The sequence below is a fragment of the uncultured Ruegeria sp. genome (assembly GCF_947504215.1).
Lineage (GTDB): Bacteria > Pseudomonadota > Alphaproteobacteria > Rhodobacterales > Rhodobacteraceae > Ruegeria.
This window is the reverse complement of record NZ_CANNGO010000041.1, coordinates 1-454: the sequence shown is the minus strand read 5'-3', so window position 1 is coordinate 454 and position 454 is coordinate 1. Positions and strand designations below refer to the sequence as shown.

Below are 454 nucleotides of genomic sequence, written 5' to 3'. Positions count from 1 at the left end.
TTGTCTTTTTGCCCGTAGGCTGACAGGAATGGCAGTATGGAAGAACACCCTCCTTGGTTTTCAAAACCTGAAAACACTCATTCGGGAAGAATATTGGCGCTCGCTCACTGTGTCTTTCATATGCACTATCAAACAGAAAACCATCGCATCAAAGGACCCGTGAAGATCTTTGACAACAAGTGTGCAGGTGATCTTGAAAAAGTTGCTCATGTACTGAATTTTTCAGGATTTACTCGTTTCATAGACGACATCAATAGACGAAGTGTATTCATTTGCGATCCGTCCGATTTTGAACTTCAGTCCAGAAGCGAAAGCGCATGCAACGTAGAGCCAGAGTTGGTATCGGAGGCCATAAAATGGTTGGCTGAAGGCAATTTTCGCTCAAGTGATGAAGTTGAGTATTTGGCCCAAAACCTTCGCTGATTGCGACTTAGATGCCGACAGCTTTGTCCGC

Annotated in this window: 1 protein-coding gene; it reads left to right on the top strand. The window is 44.5% G+C overall.

Features of this window, described 5'->3' with window-relative positions:
• Positions 1-36: 36 nt before the first annotated feature.
• Positions 37-423, top strand: a complete 387-nt coding sequence (locus tag Q1B21_RS22315; protein ID WP_299084517.1) for a hypothetical protein — start codon at positions 37-39, stop codon at positions 421-423.
• Positions 424-454: the final 31 nt, after the last annotated feature.